This window comes from Acidisphaera sp. L21 (assembly GCF_009765685.1).
In the GTDB taxonomy this organism is placed as follows: Bacteria; Pseudomonadota; Alphaproteobacteria; order Acetobacterales; family Acetobacteraceae; genus LMUY01.
This window is the reverse complement of record NZ_LMUY01000045.1, coordinates 13,833-33,097: the sequence shown is the minus strand read 5'-3', so window position 1 is coordinate 33,097 and position 19,265 is coordinate 13,833. Positions and strand designations below refer to the sequence as shown.

Annotated in this window: 18 protein-coding genes and 1 riboswitch; of the genes, 9 read left to right on the top strand and 9 right to left on the bottom strand. The window is 64.8% G+C overall.

The features are described 5' to 3' along the window. Window positions 1–56 precede the first annotated feature (56 nt). Window positions 57–638 (top strand): hypothetical protein, encoded by a 582-nt coding sequence (locus GSQ76_RS09800; protein WP_158743729.1) that lies wholly within the window; start codon window positions 57–59, stop codon window positions 636–638. Between the two features lie 107 nt (window positions 639–745). On the opposite strand, the gene GSQ76_RS09795 is transcribed toward GSQ76_RS09800, so the two are convergent. From GSQ76_RS09795 to groES, 3 genes are all read right to left on the bottom strand, one after another. Then, window positions 746–949: a cold-shock protein gene (locus tag GSQ76_RS09795; protein ID WP_158743728.1), complete on the bottom strand. Its 204-nt coding sequence runs from the start codon at window positions 947–949 to the stop codon at window positions 746–748. A 278-nt stretch (window positions 950–1,227) separates the two neighbouring features. Next, window positions 1,228–2,886 (bottom strand): chaperonin GroEL, encoded by a 1,659-nt coding sequence (gene groL / locus GSQ76_RS09790; protein WP_158743727.1) that lies wholly within the window; start codon window positions 2,884–2,886, stop codon window positions 1,228–1,230. A 48-nt stretch (window positions 2,887–2,934) separates the two neighbouring features. After that, window positions 2,935–3,225 carry a co-chaperone GroES gene (gene groES, locus GSQ76_RS09785; RefSeq protein ID WP_158743726.1) on the bottom strand — a complete coding sequence of 97 codons (291 nt, stop codon included), beginning with the start codon at window positions 3,223–3,225 and terminating at the stop codon, window positions 2,935–2,937. Window positions 3,226–3,696: 471 nt separating this feature from the next. Between groES and GSQ76_RS09780 the strand changes: the two genes are divergently transcribed. The 5 genes from GSQ76_RS09780 to GSQ76_RS09760 all read left to right on the top strand — a co-directional run bounded on the left by GSQ76_RS09780 (window position 3,697) and on the right by GSQ76_RS09760 (window position 8,787). Further along, window positions 3,697–4,158: a MucR family transcriptional regulator gene (locus GSQ76_RS09780; RefSeq protein ID WP_158743725.1), complete on the top strand. Its 462-nt coding sequence runs from the start codon at window positions 3,697–3,699 to the stop codon at window positions 4,156–4,158. Between the two features lie 103 nt (window positions 4,159–4,261). Then, a complete protein-coding gene (locus GSQ76_RS09775) occupies window positions 4,262–6,202 on the top strand; it encodes an AI-2E family transporter (protein WP_158743724.1) in 1,941 nt (646 codons plus the stop codon). A 77-nt stretch (window positions 6,203–6,279) separates the two neighbouring features. Further along, window positions 6,280–7,149 carry a metal ABC transporter solute-binding protein, Zn/Mn family gene (locus GSQ76_RS09770; protein WP_158743723.1) on the top strand — a complete coding sequence of 290 codons (870 nt, stop codon included), beginning with the start codon at window positions 6,280–6,282 and terminating at the stop codon, window positions 7,147–7,149. 20 nt (window positions 7,150–7,169) lie between these two features. Then, the gene (locus GSQ76_RS09765; RefSeq protein ID WP_158743722.1) at window positions 7,170–8,003 is read left to right on the top strand and encodes a metal ABC transporter ATP-binding protein; all 834 of its coding nucleotides are present in this window, start codon (window positions 7,170–7,172) and stop codon (window positions 8,001–8,003) included. Beyond that, window positions 7,927–8,787 (top strand): metal ABC transporter permease, encoded by an 861-nt coding sequence (locus GSQ76_RS09760; RefSeq protein WP_408836379.1) that lies wholly within the window; start codon window positions 7,927–7,929, stop codon window positions 8,785–8,787. The genes GSQ76_RS09765 and GSQ76_RS09760 overlap by 77 nt, the downstream gene beginning before the upstream one ends. On the opposite strand, the gene GSQ76_RS09755 is transcribed toward GSQ76_RS09760, so the two are convergent. The 5 genes from GSQ76_RS09755 to GSQ76_RS09735 form a co-directional block, all read right to left on the bottom strand. Beyond that, complete coding sequence (locus GSQ76_RS09755; RefSeq protein ID WP_158743721.1) at window positions 8,784–9,464, bottom strand: alpha/beta fold hydrolase; 681 nt, start codon at window positions 9,462–9,464, stop codon at window positions 8,784–8,786. The two genes, GSQ76_RS09760 and GSQ76_RS09755, sit on opposite strands and share 4 nt — an antisense overlap. Before the next feature lie 5 nt (window positions 9,465–9,469). After that, on the bottom strand, window positions 9,470–10,219 hold the full coding sequence (locus tag GSQ76_RS09750; RefSeq protein ID WP_158743720.1) for an arylmalonate decarboxylase: 750 nt from the start codon (window positions 10,217–10,219) through the stop codon (window positions 9,470–9,472). 13 nt (window positions 10,220–10,232) lie between these two features. After that, window positions 10,233–11,567: an FAD-dependent oxidoreductase gene (locus tag GSQ76_RS09745; RefSeq protein ID WP_158743719.1), complete on the bottom strand. Its 1,335-nt coding sequence runs from the start codon at window positions 11,565–11,567 to the stop codon at window positions 10,233–10,235. A gap of 66 nt (window positions 11,568–11,633) precedes the next feature. Further along, window positions 11,634–12,890, bottom strand: a complete 1,257-nt coding sequence (locus GSQ76_RS09740) for a D-amino acid dehydrogenase (RefSeq protein WP_158743718.1) — start codon at window positions 12,888–12,890, stop codon at window positions 11,634–11,636. Between the two features lie 154 nt (window positions 12,891–13,044). After that, a riboswitch (glycine riboswitch) is annotated at window positions 13,045–13,140 on the bottom strand. A 66-nt stretch (window positions 13,141–13,206) separates the two neighbouring features. Then, window positions 13,207–14,328 carry a M20/M25/M40 family metallo-hydrolase gene (locus GSQ76_RS09735; protein ID WP_158743717.1) on the bottom strand — a complete coding sequence of 374 codons (1,122 nt, stop codon included), beginning with the start codon at window positions 14,326–14,328 and terminating at the stop codon, window positions 13,207–13,209. 184 nt (window positions 14,329–14,512) lie between these two features. On the opposite strand from GSQ76_RS09735, the gene GSQ76_RS09730 reads away from it, so the two are divergent. The 3 genes from GSQ76_RS09730 to GSQ76_RS09720 all read left to right on the top strand — a co-directional run bounded on the left by GSQ76_RS09730 (window position 14,513) and on the right by GSQ76_RS09720 (window position 18,966). Next, window positions 14,513–16,702, top strand: coding sequence for an amylo-alpha-1,6-glucosidase (locus tag GSQ76_RS09730; RefSeq protein WP_158743716.1), 2,190 nt, complete (start codon window positions 14,513–14,515; stop codon window positions 16,700–16,702). A gap of 603 nt (window positions 16,703–17,305) precedes the next feature. Further along, complete coding sequence (locus GSQ76_RS09725; protein ID WP_158743715.1) at window positions 17,306–18,484, top strand: hypothetical protein; 1,179 nt, start codon at window positions 17,306–17,308, stop codon at window positions 18,482–18,484. Between the two features lie 254 nt (window positions 18,485–18,738). Next, window positions 18,739–18,966, top strand: coding sequence for a hypothetical protein (locus GSQ76_RS09720; RefSeq protein ID WP_158743714.1), 228 nt, complete (start codon window positions 18,739–18,741; stop codon window positions 18,964–18,966). On the opposite strand, the gene GSQ76_RS09715 is transcribed toward GSQ76_RS09720, so the two are convergent. Beyond that, the gene (locus GSQ76_RS09715) at window positions 18,921–19,208 is read right to left on the bottom strand and encodes a hypothetical protein (RefSeq protein ID WP_158743713.1); all 288 of its coding nucleotides are present in this window, start codon (window positions 19,206–19,208) and stop codon (window positions 18,921–18,923) included. The genes GSQ76_RS09720 and GSQ76_RS09715 overlap by 46 nt on opposite strands. Between the last annotated feature and the right edge of the window lie 57 nt (window positions 19,209–19,265).

The window sequence follows — 19,265 nt, the reverse complement described above, 5'->3', positions numbered from 1 at the left end:
CTGGGGAACACAAAGGGCCAACGGCGCGTTCATTCCTCATCCAGAGGAGATGTCTCATGAGTGAGCAAACAGCCAGCAAGGCCGGCCCGACCATGGCAGAGAGTGTGGAGGAGGTACAAGGGATCTTCCCAAGCGACGCGGCGATGCAGGACGCCATCGCGAAACTGACCCTCGCCGGGTTTGATCGCGCCGACCTCAGTCTACCCGCCACCCACACCACGCCCGGCCACGCCACCCCGAACCAGGGCGCCGCCGATCCAATGACCGACACCGATGTGAGGCAGGCCCGCACCATGGGCACCAGCATGGCGGGTGCGGTGGGCGCGATGGCAGCGGCGGGGGCCACGATCGCCACCGGGGGCGCAGCCGGTCTTGCGATCGCTGCCGCGGCTGCTGTGGGCGCCGGGTCGGCCTTGGCTGCCAACGCCGCCGGCACCGCGGCGAAGGTCACCCAGGAGGAGGGCAGGGACGAAGCAGCCGCAGCCGGCGAACTGGTTCTGGCCGTCCACGCCGCAACCCCCGAAAAGCGGGCGGATGCCGAACGCATCATGCAAGCCAGCGGTGCCAGCAAGGTCGCATCCGTGTCACGCGTCGCCGCGGCCGCACCCGGTATGGATTCGTCGGCATGGACGGGCTGAAACGCAGACAAGCCAAAAACAAAAAAACCAGGCTCAGCCAATGGCTGCCTGGTCACCAACACCCCAGACATAAAAATGGCCGGCCCTGACGGGGCCGGCCAAATTGTTTAGGCGAGCTTCAGATTGCTCGCGGCGGCCTTGCCGCGCTCCATCACAACGTCGTAGCTGACCTTCTGGTTCTCATCGAGGCCACGAAGACCGGCTGCCTGAACTGCCGTGATATGCACGAAAACATCTTTGCCGCCGTCCTGCGGCATGATGAAGCCGAAACCCTTGGTGGTATTGAACCACTTTACCGTACCCATAGCCATAGCTGCGTCAACTCCGTCAGAATGCCGTACGAATGTACGGCACGTTTGGACAATCGAACCGTAGAACGACTTGACGGACAGCACCCAAAAATAGGTGAAGGCGCAGCAAGGCGGTGGCCGAAGCGATTGTGGTGCCTATCAATTGCAGCATCGCGACGACAAGTCAATCACAGGATTGTGGCAGCCCTGGAGTTCGCAACTGCAGCATTCTTCAATGTAAAAGGGGGCGGCCCTCGCGGCCCGCCCCCTTCTTTCTTCGTGAACGAAAGACTTCTTCCTTAGAAGTCCATGTCGCCCATGCCGCCCATCCCGCCCATGCCGCCGCCGCCACCCGGGCCGCCGGCCGGGGCCTTACGCTCCGGACGCTCGGCGATCATCGCCTCGGTGGTGATCAGCAGGGCCGCGATCGAGGCCGCATCCTGCAGCGCCGTCCGCACGACCTTCGTCGGGTCGATGATGCCGGCCGCAACCATGTCCTTGAACTCAGCGGTCTGAGCGTCAAAGCCGTAGTTGTATTCGCCGTTCTCGATCACCTTGCCGGCGATGACGGCGCCGTCTTCGCCAGCGTTCTCGGCGATCTGGCGCAGCGGAGCCTGAACCGCCTTGCGAACGATCTCGATGCCGAGCTTCTGGTCCTCGTTGGCGGGCTTCAGCGTCGCCAGGATCAGGCTGGCACGGGCCAGGGCGACACCGCCGCCGGGCACGATGCCTTCTTCGACGGCCGCACGGGTTGCGTGCAGCGCGTCGTCGACGCGATCCTTGCGCTCCTTGACCTCGACCTCGGTCGCACCACCGACGCGGATGACGGCAACGCCACCAGCCAGCTTGGCCAGACGCTCCTGCAGCTTCTCACGATCGTAGTCGGACGTCGTCTCCTCCACCTGCGCACGGATCTGCGCGCAACGGCCCTTGATCGCCTCGGCCTCGCCCGCGCCCTCGACGACGGTGGTGTTTTCCTTCTCCATGATGATCCGCTTGGCGCGGCCCAGCATGTCCAGCGTCACCGTCTCCAACTTGATCCCGAGGTCTTCGGAGATCACCTGGCCGCCGGTCAGGATCGCCAGGTCTTCCAGCATCGCCTTTCGACGATCGCCGAAGCCCGGTGCCTTCACGGCCGCGACCTTCAACCCACCGCGCAGCTTGTTCACCACCAGGGTCGCCAGCGCCTCGCCCTCGACATCCTCGGCGATGATCAGCAGCGGACGGCCCGACTGCACCACGGTCTCCAGCAGCGGCAGCATCGGCTGCAGGCCGGACAGCTTCTTCTCGTGGATCAGGATGTACGGGTTATCCAACTCGGCGATCATCTTTTCCGCATTCGTGATGAAGTACGGGGACAGATAACCGCGGTCGAACTGCATGCCCTCGACCACGTCGAGCTCGGTGTCGATGCCCTTGGCCTCTTCGACGGTGATGACACCCTCGTTGCCGACCTTCTGCATCGCTTCGGCGATCATGCGGCCGATATCGGCCTCGCCGTTGGCGGAGATCGTGCCGACCTGGGCGGTCTCGGCCTCGGTCGTGATCTTGCGGGTGCGGCTCTTCAGCTCGTCAACGACGGCGGCAACCGCCATGTCGATGCCGCGCTTCAGGTCCATCGGGTTCATGCCTGCGGCAACCGCCTTGGCGCCCTCGCGCACAACGGCCTGGGCCAGCACGGTCGCGGTGGTGGTGCCGTCACCGGCCAGGTCGTTCGTCTTGGTCGCGACCTCGCGCAGCATCTGCGCGCCCATGTTCTCGAACTTGTCGGAAAGCTCGATTTCCTTGGCGACGGTCACACCGTCCTTGGTGATCCGCGGTGCGCCGAAGCTCTTGTCGATGACCACGTTGCGGCCCTTGGGCCCCAGGGTCACCTTGACTGCGTCGGCCAGGATGTCCACGCCGCGCAGCATGCGTGCGCGAGCATCACCGCCGAAACGTACGTCTTTCGCTGCCATGTATCTCTACCTTTCTAGGGGGAATGAAGGATGGTCGAGGGGCAGGTGTTAGCCCTCGATGATCCCCATGATGTCGGACTCTTTCATGATCAGCAGCTCGGCGCCGTCGATCTTGACTTCGGTGCCCGACCACTTGCCGAACAGGATCTTGTCGCCGGCCTTCACGTCCAGGGCGACGATCTGGCCCTGCTCGTTACGGGCGCCGGGTCCTGCGGCGATGATCTCACCCTGCATGGGCTTTTCCTTCGCCGTGTCCGGGATGATGATGCCGCCGACGGTCTTTTCTTCGGCTTCGATGCGCTTGACCACAACGCGGTCATGCAAAGGACGGAACTTCATTGAAGTGTCTCCTCAGTGGATCAAACACTGTGTGTTGCAATCCGGAGCAAGAGCTTTGGCACTCCCACCCTCGGAGTGCCAGCGGTCTACTCGCGGTGCCCGGACTGGTCAAGCCCGTTTTGGCAGTCCAAGGATGAGAGTGCCAAATCCGTAGCGAGCCAGGCGCGTGTCCTAGTCCCGGATGCCTCTCGCGTCCAGTCGGGGACGGCTGAGCCCCCGGCAAGCAGAACTGCGGTATGGGCGATCGCTCTCATCGCGGATTTCGAATGGTGACCGACTAATATACCAGTTCGTACAGGTTTAGGACTACTTCTTCATCTCTCCGTGCCGCCCACCAGTGCCGCGGTGGATCGGCTCGTCTTGCACTGCATAAAATATTGATTGTGGTTGCAAGTTTCCTTGTGGAAAAGTCAGCGTAATGCAATGTAGTGACAGAGATCGTGGCACAAACACAACCGGAGTCGATTGGTGATGGCTGAGACGAATTCAACGCAAGCCATACTCGGGCTGACGGCACAGATAGTATCTGCTCATGTCTCCAATAACGCCGTCTCACGAGACGCGCTTCCGGAGTTGATCCAACAGGTTTTCACCACCTTGATGGCCGCAGGAACAGAGCAGGTGGAACCAGAACGGCTTCAGCCCGCAGTTCCTATCAAGAAATCCGTCTTTCCGGAATACATCGTGTGTTTGGAAGATGGCAAGAAGCTCAAGATGCTGAAGCGGCATCTTCAAACGTCTTATAACATGACGCCGGAGCAGTATCGGGAACGTTGGGGCCTTCCCCACGATTATCCAATGGTCGCCCCTCGCTATGCCGAGCATCGGTCTGAACTTGCCAAGAAGATCGGTTTGGGTCGCAAGCCAGCGATTGAGGTGGAGGAGCCGGCGCCCGCCACACCCCCAGCCCGCCGCGGTCGCAAAGCCGCCTAGCCACAAAAACATCACATGTCAGCGGGGGCGCACTGCCCCCGCCAGAACGTTGCAACCGCCTGGGCCGGATCACGTTTATTCGATCCAAACGGGGCGTTTCTAGATGTCGGACCGAGTGCCAGCGCCGTCCCGAAACGCTGCCAAAGTCACTGCCGCCGGCATCCCCGGCACCGAAGCACTCCTAATCCTCGCTGTATTCGTCGTCATCGTGACCGCCCTCTACTTCGCCCGCGAAGTGGTCATGCCGATTACGCTTGCCGTCCTGCTGTCATTCGTCTTGGCGCCGTTGGTCAATCGTCTGCGCCGGATCCACGTGCCGCGGGTGGTCGCCGTCATGCTGTCGGTGATGGTGGCCCTCAGCATCATCCTGGCGTTGACCGGGCTGATCGGGCTGCAGATCGCCAACCTCGCCGGCAACCTCCCCAAATACCAATTCACGATCGAGACCAAGGCGACCTTGGTGCAGAAATACACCATTGGCCGTTTGTCGGACCTGCTCACCAGCTATGGCCGCCAAGTCCAAATCGTCGCACCTCCCGCACCACCGCCCCCCGCCAGCACCCCCAGGCCAAGCCCCTCCGCCGACCCGAAGCCAGTGCCCGTGCAGGTGCAGGAGCCGCCGCTCTCCCCACTCCAACTTGCGCGGGAGGTCCTGGCGCCGGTCTTCTCCCCGCTGGCGAACGGCGCGATCGTGTTCGTCGTCACTATCTTCGTGCTGCTGCAACAGGACGATCTGCGAGACCGCCTGATCCGCCTGTTCGGCTCCAGCGATCTTCACCGCACCACCCTGGCGCTGGACGACGCCGGGCGCCGGCTGAGTCGCTACTTCCTCACCCAATTGGCAATCAACGCCGGGTTTGGCTGCGTCATCTGCGCCGGGCTCCTGGTAATCGGCGTGCCCAACCCGGTGCTGTGGGGGATCATGGGCGCGATGCTTCGCTTCGTCCCGTATGTCGGGTCCTGGCTGGCCGGTCTGCTGCCGATCGCACTTGCCAGCGCCGTCGACCCGGGCTGGTCCATGGCACTGTGGACGATCGCGCTCTACGGCGTGGTCGAACTGACGGTGGGGCAGGTGGTGGAGCCGTTCATCTACGGCCACAGCACCGGCCTCTCCCCGTTATCCGTCGTGGTAGCGGCGATCTTCTGGTCGTGGCTGTGGGGCCCGATCGGCCTCATCCTGTCCACCCCGCTCACCCTCTGCCTGGTCGTGCTGGGCCGCCACGTGCCCCGGCTGGAATTCCTCGACGTCATCCTTGGCGACAGCCCAGCGCTCACCCCGGTCGAAAGCTTCTACCAGCGCATCCTGGCCAACGACGCGGACGAGGCGCTGGAACAGGCCGAGCAATTGCTGCGCGAGCGCTCGCTCTCCTCCTATTACGACGAGGTGGTGCTGCAGGGCCTGCGCCTCGCCGCCGTCGATGTGGATCGCGGCCTGCTCCCGACCGATCGCGCGCAGGACGTCGTGAAAACCGTCCTGGAACTCGTCTCCGACCTGGAGAGCCACGAAGACCGCGATCAACCAACCGGCCCAGCGGAAGACTCACCTGTCGCCCCGCCGGAGCGAGAGACCCGGCTGCCGCACCGTCCTGTCGCCGGCCCGGATTTCGACAAAGGCGAAGGCTTTCCCGTTTTGTGCATCGCCGGCCGCGGCCCGCTGGATGAGGCCGCCGCCGCCATGCTCGCCCAATTGCTGCGCAAGCACGGCCTCGCCGCCAAGGCCGCGCCCCACACCGCCGTCGCCCGCAGCCAGATCGCGGGGTTGGAGGCCAGCGCCATCGCCATGGTCTGCATCTGCTACATCGAAGTCAGCGGCAGCCCAACCCATCTGCGCTACCTCATGCGCCGCCTCCGCCAGCAGGTGCCCGGTGTGCCCGTCCTGATCGGCCTGTGGCCCAGCAGCGAGGCCATCCTGCACGACGACCGGCTGCGTGCCGCCATCGGGGCAGACGTCACCTCCGACTCCCTCACCTCGGCGGTGAATGCCTGCCTGGACGCCGCGGAAGACCGTTCCAGCATCGCACGGTCGGATACAGTGCCTGCCTAAAGGCGTATCGGCACACTTGATACATTATAACGTTTGTGGGCCTATGCCGGCCGTCAGTGTCTTGTCCGGTGCCCCACATGAAAATCCGCCCGTTCGTCGCAGCCATTGCCGCCCTGTTCGCCCTGCCCATGCAAGGCCGGGCAGCGGCGCCGCAATCCATCGTCGCGGCCGAGAATTTCTACGGCGACGTGGCGCACCAGATCGCCGGAGCGCAGGCGACCGTTACCAGCATCCTCAGCAACCCCGACCAGGACCCGCATCTGTTCGAGGCGAGCCCCTCGGTCGCACGCAACATCTCCGCCGCGCGAATCGCGATCTATAATGGCATCGACTACGACCCCTGGATGGCGAAGCTTCTGGGCGCCGCACGCAGCGACACCCGGACCACCATCGTCGTCGCCGACCTCATCGGCAAGAAGCCCGGCGACAATCCGCACATCTGGTACGACCCGGCCACCATGCTCGCCATGGCCAAGGCGCTGACGGATGAACTCGGCCGTGCCGACCCGGGCCACGCCACGATCTACCAGGCCAACTTGGCCAAGTTTCAGACCTCGCTGCAGCCGATCCAGGCGAAGATCACCGCCCTGCGCACCCGCCTGGCTGGCACGCCCGTGACCGCGACCGAGCCAGTGTTCGGCTACATGTTCAACGCGTTGGGAATGGAAATCCGCAACCAGCCGTTCCAACTGGCGGTGATGAACGACACCGAGCCCAGCGCCTCCAACATCGCCGCGTTCGAAACCGATCTCAAGACGCATCAGGTGCAGCTGCTGGTCTATAACAGCCAGGCCTCCGACCGGATCGCGGTGCGGATGATGAACCTCGCCAAGGCGTCGCACATCCCCGTCGTGGGTGCGACCGAAACGGCCCCCCCGGGCAAGACGTACCAAACCTGGATGCTGTCCGAGTTGGACGCGATCGACCACGCGCTGCCCAAACCATGAACGCGCCAATGAACGCATCAATGAACGCAATCGAACTTCGTAACGCCAGCCTGGTGCTGGGCCAGCGCACCATCCTGCAAGACGTCACGCTCGATATCGGCCCGCACGAATTCATCGGCGTGCTGGGTGCCAACGGTGCCGGCAAGACAACGCTGATGCGGGCGATACTGGGCCTGCTGCCCACCGCGTCCGGCAGCATCCGCGTGCTGGGCGAGCCGGCCGCGCGCGGCAACCCGGCCATCGGCTACATGCCGCAGGCCCGCGCCGCCGTCGCCACCATGCGGCTCAGCGGCTGGGAGTTCGTCGCCGGCGTGGTGGACGGCCACCGCTTAGGCCTACCCTTCCTCGGCAAAGCCGGCCGCATGGAGGTTGATCGCGCACTGGACCTGGTCGGCGCAAGCAGCCTGGCCCGGCGCCAACTCAGCCAGACCTCCGGCGGCGAGCGGCAGCGCCTCCTGCTGGCACAGGCCCTGGTATGCCGCCCCCATTTGCTGCTTTTGGACGAACCGCTGATCAGCCTCGATCCGCATCACCAAAGCGGCGTGGTGGAATTGGCCAAGGCGCTGCAGGTCGAACTCGGGATCACCGTGCTGTTCAGCGCGCACGAACTGAACCCGCTACTGTTCGCGCTGGATCGCGTGCTGTATCTGGGCGGCGGCCACGCCGCACTCGGCTCGGTGGATGAGGTGATCACCGGCCCCGTGCTGTCCCGCCTGTACGGCTCGGAGATCGAGGTCGTGCGCGTCAACGGCCGCATCTTCGTCATGTCCGGTAGCCATGATCTGGAACGAGATCATCGCCGCCACGACCATGACCACGACCACCATCACCACGAGGGTGCGGCGCATGCTTGAATACGACTTCATGCGCAACGCCTTCGCCGCCTCGGCGATGGTGGCGATCGTCTCCGGCATGGTTGGCTATTTCCTGGTGCTGCGCGGCCAAACCTTCGCCGGGCACGCGCTGGCGCATGTCGGCTTCACCGGCGCGACGGGCGCATTCCTCGTCGGCATCGCGCCGCTCTGGGGCTTGGTCGGGATGACGGTCGCGGCCGGCATCGGCATGGGGTTCATGGGTGAAAAACTCGCCCAGCGGGACGTTGCGATTGGCCTGGTGCTGGCGTTGTCGCTCGGTTTCGGCCTGTTATTCCTGCATTTCTACACCGCTTTCGCCACACAGGCGACCGCGCTGCTGTTCGGCAACGTGCTGGCGGTCGACGCGGAAACGGTGTGGACTCTGATGGGGCTGGGCGTCATCACCCTGGTCGGCCTCGCGGTGATTTCGCGGCCCCTGCTATTCGCCAGCCTGCAACCGGAATTGGCCGAGGCGAAAGGCGTATCCTTACGGCTCTACTCGATCCTGTTCCTTGCCATCGTCGCATTGGCCACCGCGGAATGCGCGCAGATCGTCGGGGTGTTGCTGGTGTTCACCCTCATGGTCGGCCCGGCCGCCGCGGCACAGCGCATGACCAACAGTGTGCTACCCGGCGTCATCCTGTCCGCCGTGTTCTCTTTGGCGGAGGCATGGCTGGGCATCACCCTGGCCTTCTACACCGACTGGCCCAGCAGCTTTTGGATTACCCTACTAAGCGCCGGAGTCTATCTGGCGACCACGCTACCCCGCTTCGCCCGCGCCTAACCCAGCCAATCCAAGATGATCTGCGTCAATTGCTGGGGTGTTTCCAGCGGCATCATGTGACCGGACCCTTCGATCACCTGCATCGTCGCGCCCGGGATGCCGTCGCGTAACTCCGCCGGCTCCGCCAGGCTGCGCAACCCATCCTGCGCCGCGGCGATCACCAGCGTGCGGCAATGGATCTCCCCCAACCGGTCGGTATCGCTGGCGCGTTTGATCTGCAATTGCCGGACGAACGCCTCGCCCCCCATGCGAATGCCCATGGCGCGGATCCGCTCGATCATCACGGTGTCACCCGCCCGATCCGGATGCAGCGCCGCCGCCGCAGCCCCGCGGCTAATGCCGCGGAACACCCCGTCGCCCACCCGCTTCACCGCTTCGGCCTTGCGCTCCGCCCGCTCCGGCTTGTCGGCGCGCGACGATGTGCCCACCAGGACCAGCGCGGACACCCGATTCGGCGCCATCCGCACCATCTCCCGCGCCACGTAGCCGCCCATGGAAAATCCTATCAGCACGAAGCGGGCAGGGGCCGTTGCCAATACCTGTTCCGCCATCTCCGCGATCGTATGCCCGAACCGCAGATCGCCGAAATGCAGCGTGCCGACGCCGCCCAGCGCCTCCGCCATGTCATCCCACAGCGCGTAATCCAGCATGAAGCCGGGAAGCAGAACGAAATTCATCGTGCCTAGAACCGCTCCAACAGGGAACCATAACCGCCAACGCGATCACCAATCCCGTGGCTGCGCAGGGCGTGCCAGTAGGTCGCGGTGTTGATCGCCAGCACGGGCTTGCCTAGCCATTCCTCCGCCACCGCAGCCAGCCGCGCCATGGCCAGATTGGTGCCGACCTGCACGATGGCATCCACATTCGGCCCATCCACCGCCAGGATCGCATCACGCAAGCTCGCCTCCGACACATTGGCGATCGCCGTCGGGCTGCTGCAGCGCAATCCGTGCACCACGGACACATCGAACCCGCACTCGGTAAAGAAGCGATGCACCTGCGCGTCGCCCACCGGCATGTAGGGCGTGATCACCGCAACCCGCTTCACCCCATCGTAACACCGCAGCGCCGCCTGGCACGCATCGGACGCCATCGTCACCTTGCGACCCCCCGCCGCCGTCTGCAGCTTGTCCTGCAGGGTGTTCGCGCCATCCACCCCATCCCAGAACGTCTCCGCCGACATGCCCATGATCAATGCGTCCGGCTCGCAGGTCACGATCGCGTCGACCGCCGCCATCGTGGCGCCGCGGATATCGTTCATAAGCTGGCTGAAATCGGCGTCGCTGTTGACCGGGTTGTTCGGAATGATGATGCGGGAAATGTGATTGGTAACGCCGGGCGGCCGCATCGAATCATATTCCGGCTGCACCGCGGTGTTGGTGGACGGCACCAACACCCCGAACACCATCCTCGACCCCAGCGCATCCGTCATCCTACGACCCTTCTCAACCCTGCGCGGCGATCGTCTCGCCCGCTGCCAGCCCCAGCGCGAAGGCCTGTCCCAACCCGTTACCCGGGATGTAACCGGCAGCCCCACGCCCCGACACGCCAGCGGCCGCGCCGCCCGCGGCCAACAGGCCAGCAACAACCGTGCCGTCCGCTCGCAGCACGCGGGCACCATCATCCACCCGCAGCCCACCCTGCGTATGCGCCATCCCGCCCGTGATCTTCGCCGCGCGATAGGGCGGTAGGACAGGCCTACGCGGCGCCCGCCCGAACGGGTCCTGCGGCCCGGCATCATGATACGCCGCCAAAGTCGCGCTCAACGCCGTTTCTGGCAGGCCGAACGCGGCTGCCAGTGCGGCGGCATCCACCGCCTTCACCACGCAGCCCCGCGCCACCGTCTCGCGATACGGCCCCATGCTCATCGCGCTCTGGTGCATCGCCTCGTCGAACACCTCCACCGCCCATCCGCCGGGTTGCGCCAGCACGAAGGCACCGAATTCGGACGGCCCCATCGACTCATCGGCGAACCGCTCGCCCCGCGCATTCACCACGATGGCGCCCAGCGACGTCAGCCCCGGCCCCAATCGCCCCAGCCCGTCCACCGTCACATGGCCCTGGCCCTGGTAGCCCTCCATGAACAGCAACGCGCCGCCCAACGCCTCACCCCAGGCCAGCGCCCGGCCGTCATTGCGGCCCAGCCCAATATTATGCGCGCCCACCATCTCCGGCATGTAGCGCGCGATCATCGCGTCATTGCCCGCAAACCCGCCGCAGGCGAGCAGCGTCCAGCGCGCACGATACCCGGTGCTGCCAGTCTGCACGCCCATCACCGCGCCGTGCTCGGTCAACAATCCCGTCGCTTCCACGCCCTTCAGCACCGTCAGCCCGGGCATCGCCTGTGCCGCAGCCATCAGCAGGGCCGCCATTTCCCGTCCGCTCTCGCCCGCCGTCGCATGCAGCCGGGCCGCGCTATGCCCCGGCACCGGGATCGTCGCCACATGCAGCGTCAACCCGATTGTATCGGCCAGAAAATGCGCCGCATCCGCCGCGCGGGTGGTGACGATGCGCACCATCGCCGGGTCGAACGCGCCCTCGGTTTTCCGAGCGATATCGGCAGCCCACAATGCCGCGCTGTCGGTAATGCCAGCCGCCGCCTGGGTCCGCGTCCCCGCGGCTGAGAACAAGCCGCTGCTGGCAGCCAGGTTCGAACTATCCCCCGCGGCGTCATCCAGCAGCAGCACCTCCGCGCCCAAAGACGCCGCGCGCAGGCTCGCCAACAATCCCGCTGCCCCCGCGCCAATGACGATCGCGTCGTACCCCGGCGAATCCGTCATCGCGCCCCCATCCATCGCCGTGACCGCGCGCAGGCTAGGCGCCGCGGCCCCGATGTAAAGCCGCGCTTACCCGGCCGGCAGCATCCGCCCACCCGCCGGCGCCACCGCGCGCGCCGGGCGAGGCGAGGCCTGCATCGCCTCCGCTACCATCGCGGCGGTTACGGCGGACAGCGTCCAGCCCAGATGCCCGTGCCCGGTATTGTAGAACACGCCCGGCCGCTTCCCGGCGCCGACCCGGGGCAGCATGGTCGGCATCATCGGCCGCAGCCCGGCCCATGGCGTCACCTCCCCGGTGCCGACACCCGGAAACATCCGCCGCGTCCACTCTACCAGTGGGGCAATCCGGTCGGCGCGGATGTCGCGGTTCTCGCCATTGAACTCCGCCGTCCCCGCCACGCGAAACCGATCGGCCCCCAACCGGCTGGTCACGATCTTCGCCGCATCGTCCAGCAGGCTTACCCACGGCGCAGCCTTCTGGTCGGCATCGCCGCGCAACCCCACGGTGATGGAATAGCCCTTCACCGGATAGATGTTCACCCGATCGCCCAGCATCGCAGCAAACCGGCGGCTCGCAATGCCCGCGCAGATTACCACCCCATTGCAGTGGTGCACCCCATTTACCGTCTGGATCGAAACCCCCGAGTCCACCGCATCGATGCCCAGCACGTCGCTGTCGTATTCGAACGATGCCCCACGCCGCGCGCACGCCTCTGCCAGCCCACGCGTGAATTTGTGAATGTCACCGGTCGAATCGGATGGCGTGAAGAACCCGCCGAAGTAGTCCCCCGCCAGCGTCGGCTCGATCGCCCGGATTTCTGCCGGCGTCACCGCCCGACGATCCAGCCCGCCCTGTGTCAGCAGCCCATTCACCCGGCTGGCGTGGTTAAAACTCGCCCTGTCCCGATACACGTGCAGGATGCCACGGGTTTCGTGGTTGAAGTCGATCGCCTCCCGCGCCGCCATGTCGAACAAATGCTGCCGGGCCTGAATGGCCAGCCGCGTCGTCTCGATCGTGTTGCGGCGGTAATTCGGGATCGCCGCGGCAAACTGCGCCAGCCAGGAGTATTTGTGCCAGCCCGGCTTCGGGTTCATCAGCAGCGGCGCCTCCGCCCGGCCCAGCCATTTCAATCCCTTCAGGATCGTCCCGCCGCTGTTCCAAACCTCCGCATTGCTGGCGGAAAGCTGCCCGCCATTGGCGAACGACGTCTCCATCGCCGCATAGCGATGGCGGTCGAACACGGTGACGTCGTAGCCCTTGTCCAGCAGGGCATAGGCGGTAGTAACACCGGTAATTCCGGCGCCGATGACGGCAATATGGGCCATGGCGGTATAAACTCGCGACCAGAGAACGACATGGACCAGCCCCGAAAGGCCAGCCCGGCGGTCCCCATCTGTCGCTGTACCTGAGAGCTCGCCCCGGCATCGAAATGCCGGGCTTCCCCTTCGGTGGACGCTCGAAGCGCCTCTCTCCAGATCGTCTCGCTATGCGGTCCTTGGTGCCTGAGAGATTCCCGGGGGGTTGCTCCGTCGGCGCCGGCCCGCTCGATGGGCCGAACTCTCCCGCATAGCCACTCGTTGACGAGCAGGAACTACCCCGCCCGCAACGATCTCCACCAGCGCCCGGTGCGCATGGCTGGGTCTAGCGATAGGCGTCCAGCAACCCGGCGATCAACCGAGCGCTCTGCGCCAGACTATCCACCACGATGTATTCGCCCAGCGTGTGCACCCCATCGCCCCGCACGCCCAGCCCGTCCAGCGTCGGAATTCCCATCGCCCCGCTGAAATTACCGTCCGACCCGCCGCCAGCGCTCTGATGCGTCAGCGCATACCCCATCTCGGCCGCGATTCCCCGCGCCGTGTCCACCATGTGCAGTGTCGCCTCACTCGGCTCCCACACCGGCCGGGTCACCCCGCGCGTCACGGCAAAACTGGCCCCGCCCGGGCTGCCCGCCAGCGCCAGCATCGCCGACACGCCACGATCCAGGTCCGCCTGTCGCTTCGCCATCGACAGCGCTTCCCCCGTGCAGGTGGTCGCCACGCAGTTCACCCACTGTCCGCCATGGATCACCCCCACGCTGAACGTGCAGTCGTCCGTCGTCATCGCCTCGATCGCCAGGGTCTGTCGCGCCATCTCCGCAATGGCGGACCGCCCGTCCTTCAACCGCGATCCCGCATGGCTCGGCGTCCCCGTCGCCACCAGGTCGAACCGCGCTATCGCATAGCGCCCGCTCACCACCCCGCCGTCGCCCCGCGCCGGCTCTGGCACCAGCACGTGGTGCGCCTTGGCCGACTCCGCCTCGATCAGCGCGCGGCTGGAGGGGCTGCCGATCTCCTCATCCGGCGTCAGCAGCACCGTCAGCGGCATCGGCAACGCGCCGGCCGCCAGCAACTGCCGGATCGCCTCGAACGCGGCGTAGGTCCCACCCTTCATGTCGCAAATGCCGGGCCCGTAGCATTTCTCGCCTTCCCGCCGGAATGGCAATTGGGCCAGCGTGCCGATGGGATGCACCGTATCCAGATGCGCCATCACCAATAATCCAGGACCATCGCCCGCGCCGAACCGCGCCCGCACGCAATCCCCGCGGCCCATCCGCCCGGCAATACGGTCGACCTTGGCGCCCATCGTCGCCAACTCGCCGCTCGCAATATCCAGCATGCGGTTGACCGCCGGCGTGTCCCAGGTCGGGCTTTCGCACTCGACCCAACGCCGCAACCCGGCGAGCATCGCCTCGCTATCGAAGGGCAGACGGCTGACATCCATGGGCAACTCCCAGCGCGATTTCCCCGTCAACCTGCCGTGGATTGGCACGCCAAGCCAACCCCGTGCTACTGCTAAATCGTAAGCTGCGGCATGGACCGACCTCTCTTAACTGCATCCGCCGCCCCATTGGCGTAGATATTTGGGCAATGGCGATGGCAGCAGGGCGGCACAGGAAAGGCGAAGCATGGATACTCTTCCAACCAACGAAGCCGCACCCGGGGCCACGCCAGACCCCAATTCCGTCAGCGCCGCGACGTCCCTGCAGGAGCGGCGTTTCCACGTGTTGAAGAACGATGACAATTTTGCCGTGCTCGACAGCATCGGCGACATGCTCGCGACCCCCGGCAGCACCGACGGGCTGTATTACCGCGACACCAGACACCTGTCGCAGATCAGCCTCATGGTCGGCGGCGCGCGCCCCCTGCTGCTCAGTTCCAGCCTCAGCCGCGACAACCTGATGCTGACGGCGAACCTCACCAATGCCCGTATCTACGACGTGCACGGCATCGAGATCGACCAGGGCCTGATCTACATCCGCCGCTCGGTCTTCCTGGTGGGCGGCGCGTGCTTCTGCCGTCTGGCGCTGTTCAACCACGGTATGCAGCCATACGACATCATGGTGCATGTCGGCTTCGAGTCCGATTTCGCCGATTTATTCGAAGTCCGCGGCATGCACCGCCTCCAGCGCGGCACGCAGCAGGCGAGGGTGGTGTCCCCGGATTCGGTGCGTGTCGACTACAACGGTCTGGACCACGCGCCACGCCAGACCCTATTGCGGTTTGACCCCATGCCCGTCGACCTCGGGCCCGATTGCGCCGCGTTCCGCGTTCAATTGCTGCCCGGCAAGCACGCCACCACCGTGTTCATCCAGGTGGAATGCGAACCACACCGTGTGGACGAGCGCCGCCCCGGCCTCGCCTTCGGTTCCTATCTTCTGCAGGCGCGGCGTGCGGCGCGGGCCAGCAGCGCCAGAACCGCCTCCATCGAATCGACCAACACGGAATTCGACGAGGCGATCGCTCGCGCCGCCAGCGATCTGCGCATGCTGACCACCAGTAAGCCGACCGGCCCATACCCCTATGCCGGCATCCCCTGGTTCAGCACTGCCTTCGGCCGCGACGCGCTCATCACGGCATTGCTGGTGCTATGGCAGGACCCATCGCTCGCCCGCGGCGTGCTGGGCTACCTGGCGCAGGAACAGGCGACCGAGTTCGACCCATCCTCCGACGCCGAACCCGGCAAGATCCTGCACGAGGTCCGGGCAGGCGAAATGGCTGAAATGCGCGAGGTCCCGTTTCGCCGCTACTACGGCAGCGTCGACGCCACGCCGCTTTTCGTCATGCTTGCCGGCGCCTATTTGGAACGCACCGGCGACGTCGAAGCCTTGCGCGCCATCTGGCCGAATATCGAGGCCGCCTTGGGGTGGATGGACCACCGTGGCGACGGCGACGGCTTCGTCTCCTACCACCGCATGACCGAGGACGGGCTGGCCAACCAGGGCTGGAAAGACAGCTACGACAGCATCTCCCACGCCGATGGCACCCTGGCGACCGGCCCGATCACCTTGTGTGAGGTGCAGGGCTACGTCTACGCCGCCCGGCGCGCAGCCGCGGACATCGCGCGCCAGTTGGGGCACGACGAGCGGGCCACCGCCCTCGACGCGGCCGCCGACCGGCTGCAGATTGCCTTCGAAGCCAAATTCTGGAGCGACCGCCTAAAGACCTATGTCCTGGCCCTGGACGGCGCGGGCGCGCAGTGCGATGTGCGGGCGTCGAACGCCGGGCATGCTCTGCTCACGGGCATCGCCTCGCCCGAACGGGCAGCCTTGGTGGCGGCCGGGCTGATGTCTGCCGAGTGCTTCAGTGGCTGGGGCATTCGCACACTTGCGGTGGGGGAAGTGCGCTATAACCCCATGTCGTACCATAACGGCTCGGTCTGGCCACACGATAACGCCCTGATCGCGCTAGGCTTCGCCCGCTATGGGCTGATCGCGGAGGCCGCACGGCTATTTGGCGGCCTGTATTCCGCCGGCGGCACGTTCGAGATGCGCCGGCTGCCCGAGCTGTTCTGCGGTTTTACCCGGCGACTGGGGCAATTACCGACGCCGTACCCGGTTGCCTGTTCGCCCCAGGCCTGGGCCGCTGCGACGCTCCCGGCCCTGGTGCAGGCCTGCCTCGGCCTGTCATTCCAGCCCGGCACCGGAACCGTGCGCCTGGACCGCCCGATGCTGCCGTCATTCCTAGACCAGATCACCCTGCGCAACCTGTCGCTGGGAACGGCAATGCTAAGCTTGACGGTGCGGCGCAGTGGAGAACAAGTCTCCGTCGAGACATTGCATCGGCACGGCGATGTTCAGGTCACGCTGACGTCTTAACGGTGCTGGAGAGCATCAGGAATCAGCGCGTCTCGGACGCGCGGCATTGGCGATTGAAATAACAGTTGAAGAGTCACAAAGTATTAATCGGCTTTGAGCCATACAGCCGATCGCAATTGATCTCCTGCGTCGCACGGGAATGCTACTGGCGTTGCAATAGTCTGTCGAATTCGTCAGGCCGGCAAATCTCCTGCTGCCACGGCGGGATCTCTCCAAACGAGTCGCAATGCTGACATCATGATGTGTCAATTGGATGACGACTGCACAGCGTTGGCTGCGATCGTGCCGCCCGGCGTTGCTTTAATCGTCTCGTAACTCGGGATAAAGTTTGCTGCTTCGCACATCGATACAGACATTCCGGATTTAGAGATCTCACCTAAATCAAATCGTTTTCATTTCAAAAACATAGAACACTCGGAGCGGTCTGAAATTTTCTTTAGCAAATTCAATTAGTTGCAGGAGATATCGGTCAATTTGCAATTACATTCCGGCTCCGAATTATAACACGGCTGTTATCCGGATCTGCATTTTTAGGCTTGATGGTCATACCGCACTGCGGTAACTGATGGCACCGATGTTCGGCAGCGCGAGGATAAACGGCAGATGGCAAGCGGTACAATCAATGGGGGCGTCGCCTCCATAACATTCTCTTCCACGGATAACCTTGGCGTTGCCCAATCGACTGCGGCAACAATCAGCCAGGCGATCACGGCGGGTACGCTAACACCGTTTACTTACACCTCCGGCATCGTCGCACCCGAGCCTGCCTCTGGGGCAGGTGGTGTTGCGGTATTCAATGCGCCGACCATTGGTGCAGTGTTCGTAAACGGTGCGGATCAGTATATCGTCGTCACGGCGACCGGCCCGGTATCGATCCAGGGCGGCGCGGCCGGCGGCACGCTGCTCGCAGGCAACGGTGCACCGGGTGCAGCGCGCAACGTCACCTACACGAATATCACCCCCTCGGCCGGCAGCGCTGTCGACACGATCATTGTGGCGGGCGGCAACAACCTCATCCAGACCGCAACGTCCGGCGGCGGCAACTACAATGTTGCGACCGGCAGCGGTAACGACACCATCAACCTGCTGACGGGCAACGGCACGATCAACGCCGCGACCGGCAACAACCAGATCAACCTGGGCACGGGCAGCAGCAGCGTCACCTCCGTCGGCTTCGACACCATCACTGGTGCTTCGGTCGCAGGCGGCGGCACCGACACGGTGAATGTCACTTCGGGTCAAACGTCGATCAACACCGGCTTCAGCAACTTCATTGTCAACGACACCTCCGGTAACCCGCTGCTGGTTACCATGGGCTTCGGCGTCGACTCCATCACCGTCACCGGCACCGCCGGCGCGACTGTCAAGGGCATCTTCACGTCGACAGCGCTTGGGCCGAATTCTGGCCTGGTGGCAACCGACACCAGCACGGGCGACAGCGTCGTTGCGTTCGGCAATGCCACGGTCACCGCCGCGGGCGGCAACGACACGCTGGTGTCTGCTGCGAGCAGCAACACGCTCGTTGCTGGCACGGGCAACGATCTGCTGGTCGATAGCGGGTCTGCTTCGACCACGTTCAGCTTCACGTCTGGCAAAGCTGGTGGCTTCGACACGATCAACGGCTTCAAGGCGAGCGACGTGCTCTCCTTCACCGGCTACGGTTCCAGCCCGCTGGCCGTCTCGACGCCAACTGGCACGGGCTCGACCTACATCCTCGCCGATGGCACCACGCTCACCATCAACGGCGTCGCGGTTGCCTCCACCCAGATCAAGACGCTCTAGGTTTCAATATCCTCCGCCGCGTAGGGGCCAGGCTCGGAAACGAGCCTGGCCTTTTCTATTGGAGCCGCTGCATCCTCCGCCGTCAGGATCTCGCAAACCTGCCCAACTGCATGCCCCAACTGCGTGACTGGGCGGTCGGATGACCGTGCGCCACCTTGCATCTTCCTCACCCAGTCCGTTGCAAGCTAAATAACTGCGCGAGGGCCGCACCGAAATGCCAGCAGCCTTGTCGGGGATCGAAGGATAAGATGCGCATGCGCTACGCCCAAATGCCGGAACCCGTGGTCCCGCCGGGTACGCCGCCGCCACCGGGTCAGCCGCCGCTGGAACATCCGGACGGCTCCCCGATCGATCTACCGCCCGTCATGCCGGATCCGGACGAGGATCCGCCGCCGCCATTGCGCATGCGGCAGCAACGACAGGGATTCGTCGAAGCCTACTTCGAGAGTGGCAGCGCGCCGTTCGTCCAGCCGATGGAGTAAGCGTACGGCCCATTCATCACCCGCACCATGGACTTCGCCTTGCCCTGGCCGCCCATGATTGCGACGCGCGTCGGCTTGATGATGGTGACGCAGGTTTCGATCGCGGAATTGGCGCGAACTTTGCCGTGCGCCGCAAAGTCATCGTAGTCAGCCTGATTGGTGCAAAACGCGTCCCCCATCTGCAGAAAGGACGGAAGCTCCACAGCGCGCGCCGACATGGGCGCGGAGAAGATCGCGGTCATCAAGACGGCTGCAGCAACAAGACGGGACATGGGGCGCATTCTCATTAAGGGCTTCTT

Coding starts and splice junctions, on each gene's coding strand:
- GSQ76_RS09800 (WP_158743729.1), top strand. CDS start 57: ATGAGTGAGCAAACAGCCAGCAAGGCCGGCCCGACCATGGCAGAGAGT.
- GSQ76_RS09795 (WP_158743728.1), bottom strand. CDS start 949: ATGGCTATGGGTACGGTAAAGTGGTTCAATACCACCAAGGGTTTCGGC.
- groL (WP_158743727.1), bottom strand. CDS start 2,886: ATGGCAGCGAAAGACGTACGTTTCGGCGGTGATGCTCGCGCACGCATG.
- groES (WP_158743726.1), bottom strand. CDS start 3,225: ATGAAGTTCCGTCCTTTGCATGACCGCGTTGTGGTCAAGCGCATCGAA.
- GSQ76_RS09780 (WP_158743725.1), top strand. CDS start 3,697: ATGGCTGAGACGAATTCAACGCAAGCCATACTCGGGCTGACGGCACAG.
- GSQ76_RS09775 (WP_158743724.1), top strand. CDS start 4,262: ATGTCGGACCGAGTGCCAGCGCCGTCCCGAAACGCTGCCAAAGTCACT.
- GSQ76_RS09770 (WP_158743723.1), top strand. CDS start 6,280: ATGAAAATCCGCCCGTTCGTCGCAGCCATTGCCGCCCTGTTCGCCCTG.
- GSQ76_RS09765 (WP_158743722.1), top strand. CDS start 7,170: ATGAACGCAATCGAACTTCGTAACGCCAGCCTGGTGCTGGGCCAGCGC.
- GSQ76_RS09760 (WP_408836379.1), top strand. CDS start 7,927: ATGATCTGGAACGAGATCATCGCCGCCACGACCATGACCACGACCACC.
- GSQ76_RS09755 (WP_158743721.1), bottom strand. CDS start 9,464: ATGAATTTCGTTCTGCTTCCCGGCTTCATGCTGGATTACGCGCTGTGG.
- GSQ76_RS09750 (WP_158743720.1), bottom strand. CDS start 10,219: ATGACGGATGCGCTGGGGTCGAGGATGGTGTTCGGGGTGTTGGTGCCG.
- GSQ76_RS09745 (WP_158743719.1), bottom strand. CDS start 11,567: ATGACGGATTCGCCGGGGTACGACGCGATCGTCATTGGCGCGGGGGCA.
- GSQ76_RS09740 (WP_158743718.1), bottom strand. CDS start 12,890: ATGGCCCATATTGCCGTCATCGGCGCCGGAATTACCGGTGTTACTACC.
- GSQ76_RS09735 (WP_158743717.1), bottom strand. CDS start 14,328: ATGGATGTCAGCCGTCTGCCCTTCGATAGCGAGGCGATGCTCGCCGGG.
- GSQ76_RS09730 (WP_158743716.1), top strand. CDS start 14,513: ATGGATACTCTTCCAACCAACGAAGCCGCACCCGGGGCCACGCCAGAC.
- GSQ76_RS09725 (WP_158743715.1), top strand. CDS start 17,306: ATGGCAAGCGGTACAATCAATGGGGGCGTCGCCTCCATAACATTCTCT.
- GSQ76_RS09720 (WP_158743714.1), top strand. CDS start 18,739: ATGCGCTACGCCCAAATGCCGGAACCCGTGGTCCCGCCGGGTACGCCG.
- GSQ76_RS09715 (WP_158743713.1), bottom strand. CDS start 19,208: ATGACCGCGATCTTCTCCGCGCCCATGTCGGCGCGCGCTGTGGAGCTT.